Genomic DNA, 3,383 nt, shown 5'->3' with positions numbered 1-3,383 from the left:
CATCAGATGCTCTTTAACAAGGTGAAACATTTTGTAGTAATACACTGCAAGGCGAGGTTGAGTATTCACGTACTCAACTCAATAGAAATGTGTGTCTCTCAAGCACACAATCCGGTGTTCAAACGTTTATCGGCGTTTGAATACAAAGTCGTTAGTAGTCGTTTGTGTTGTATGGTCAAGCGACTAAGCGTATACGGTGGATGCCTTGGCAGCTGGAGGCGATGAAGGACGTAGGAGCCTGCGAAAAGTCTAGGGGAGCTGGCACACAAGCTTTGATCCTAGGATGTCCGAATGGGGAAACCCACCTGTTTTACAGGTATCCCTAACTGAATACATAGGTTAGGGAGGCGAACCCGGGGAACTGAAACATCTAAGTACCCGGAGGAAAAGAAATCAACCGAGATTCCCTGAGTAGCGGCGAGCGAAAGGGGATTAGCCCTTAAGCTATTTATGTCTTAGTGGAAGGATCTGGAAAGTTCCGCGATACAGGGTGATAGCCCCGTACACGAAAAGGCACATTTAGTGAAATCGAGTAGGTCGGGACACGTGTTATCTTGACTGAACATGGGGGGACCATCCTCCAAGGCTAAATACTCCCAGCTGACCGATAGTGAACCAGTACCGTGAGGGAAAGGCGAAAAGAACCCCGGAGAGGGGAGTGAAATAGAACCTGAAACCGTATACGTACAAGCAGTAGGAGCCCTTCGGGGTGACTGCGTACCTTTTGTATAATGGGTCAGCGACTTATTGTCTGTAGCAAGGTTAACCGCATAGGGGAGCCGTAGAGAAATCGAGTCTTAATAGGGCGTTCAGTTGCAGGCAATAGACCCGAAACCCGGCGATCTATCCATGGGCAGGTTGAAGATTGAGTAACATCAATTGGAGGACCGAACCCACTAATGTTGAAAAATTAGGGGATGACCTGTGGATCGGAGTGAAAGGCTAATCAAGCCGGGAGATAGCTGGTTCTCCTCGAAAGCTATTTAGGTAGCGCCTCGCGTCTCACCCACGGGGGTAGAGCACTGTTTGGGCTAGGGGGTCATCCCGACTTACCAACCCCATGCAAACTCCGAATACCGTGGAGTGCAATCGCGGGAGACACACGGCGGGTGCTAACGTCCGTCGTGAAAAGGGAAACAACCCAGACCGCCAGCTAAGGTCCCAAATATCAGTTAAGTGGGAAACGATGTGGGAAGGCCCAGACAGCTAGGAAGTTGGCTTAGAAGCAGCCATCTTTTAAAGAAAGCGTAATAGCTCACTAGTCGAGTCGGCCCGCGCGGAAGATATACCGGGGCTCAAACTGATAACCGAAGCTGCGGATGCTCTTTTGAGCATGGTAGAGGAGCGTTGTGTAAGCCGCTGAAGGTGGACTGTGAGGTCTGCTGGAGGTATCACAAGTGCGAATGCTGACATGAGTAACGACAAGGGGGGTGAAAAACCTCCCCGCCGGAAGACCAAGGGTTCCTGTCCAACGCTAATCGGGACAGGGTTAGTCGGCCCCTAAGGCGAGGGCGAAAGCCGTAGTCGATGGGAAACAGGTTAATATTCCTGTACTTGCAATTGCTGCGATGGAGTGACGGAGAAGGCTAGGCCAGCACGGCGATTGGTTGTCCGTGTTTAAGGTAGTAGGCTGGGGACTTAGGCAAATCCGGGTCCCTAAGGCCGAGAGCTGATGACGAAGCTTACTTCGGTAAGTGAAGTGGTTGATGCCATGCTTCCAGGAAAAACTTCTAAGCTTCAGGCAATTGCGAACCGTACTCTAAACCGACACAGGTGGTCAGGTAGAGAATACCAAGGCGCTTGAGAGAACTCTGGTGAAGGAACTAGGCAAAATGGTACCGTAACTTCGGGAGAAGGTACGCCGGTTTTGGTGATGGGACTTGCTCCCTAAGCTGAGGCCGGTCGAAGTGACCAGGTGGCTGCGACTGTTTATTAAAAACATAGCACTCTGCAAACACGTAAGTGGACGTATAGGGTGTGACGCCTGCCCGGTGCCGGAAGGTTAATTGATGGGGTTAGCTTCGGCGAAGCTCTTGATCGAAGCCCCGGTAAACGGCGGCCGTAACTATAACGGTCCTAAGGTAGCGAAATTCCTTGTCGGGTAAGTTCCGACCTGCACGAATGGCGTAACGATGGCCACGCTGTCTCCACCAGAGACTCAGTGAAATTGAAATCGCTGTTAAGATGCAGTGTACCCGCGGCTAGACGGAAAGACCCCGTGAACCTTTACTACAGCTTTGCACTGAACTTTGAGCCTACTTGTGTAGGATAGGTGGGAGGCTTTGAAACTGTGACGCTAGTTGCAGTGGAGCCATCCTTGAAATACCACCCTGGTATGTTTGAGGTTCTAACTCTGGTCCGTTATCCGGATCGAGGACAGTGTATGGTGGGTAGTTTGACTGGGGCGGTCTCCTCCCAAAGAGTAACGGAGGAGTACGAAGGTGCACTCAGCATGGTCGGAAATCATGCAATGAGCATAATGGTATAAGTGCGCTTGACTGCGAGTCAGACATGACGAGCAGGTACGAAAGTAGGTCATAGTGATCCGGTGGTTCTGTATGGAAGGGCCATCGCTCAACGGATAAAAGGTACTCCGGGGATAACAGGCTGATACCGCCCAAGAGTTCACATCGACGGCGGTGTTTGGCACCTCGATGTCGGCTCATCACATCCTGGGGCTGAAGCCGGTCCCAAGGGTATGGCTGTTCGCCATTTAAAGTGGTACGCGAGCTGGGTTTAGAACGTCGTGAGACAGTTCGGTCCCTATCTGCCGTGGGCGTTGGAAATTTGAGAAGAGTTGCTCCTAGTACGAGAGGACCGGAGTGAACGAACCTCTGGTGTTCGGGTTGTCACGCCAGTGGCATTGCCCGGTAGCTATGTTCGGACGGGATAACCGCTGAAAGCATCTAAGCGGGAAGCCTCCTTCAAGATTAGATTTCCCTGACTCCTTGAGAGTCCTAAAGGGCCGTGGAAGACTACCACGTTGATAGGCTGGGTGTGGAAGCGTTGTGAGGCGTTGAGCTAACCAGTACTAATTGCCCGTGCGGCTTGACCATACAACAGAGATGGTTACTAACGATTTACTGATCGATCAAACGATCAGGGGATTGTGCGCGAGAAGAGACATACAGTTCTTGCGGTGTATTACTACAGAATGTTTTACCGACTTATTTGGGTTGACTGTTAACTGCGGAAGCAGTGGCAAACGGACAGTCAAACGGCAGCGCAGAGCAGAGCTCATAAGACCAAGCCAACCCAAGCCAGTTTGCCTGACGACCATAGAACTGTGGAACCACCTGATCCCTTGCCGAACTCAGAAGTGAAACGCAGTATCGCCGATGGTAGTGTGGTGTTTCGCCATGTGAGAGTAGGTCATCGTCAGG

The 3,383-nt window shown here is 51.3% G+C and carries 2 rRNA genes; both read left to right on the top strand.

Annotated elements, in window-relative coordinates:
• Positions 1-173: 173 nt before the first annotated feature.
• A 23S ribosomal RNA gene (locus B4U49_RS00920) occupies positions 174-3,056 on the top strand.
• A 212-nt stretch (positions 3,057-3,268) separates the two neighbouring features.
• Positions 3,269-3,383 (top strand): 5S ribosomal RNA (gene rrf, locus B4U49_RS00915); the annotation flags it as partial.

It is taken from the genome of Microbulbifer mangrovi (assembly GCF_002009015.1).
Lineage (GTDB): Bacteria > Pseudomonadota > Gammaproteobacteria > Pseudomonadales > Cellvibrionaceae > Microbulbifer > Microbulbifer mangrovi.
This window is presented reverse-complemented; position numbering and strand designations above follow the sequence as displayed.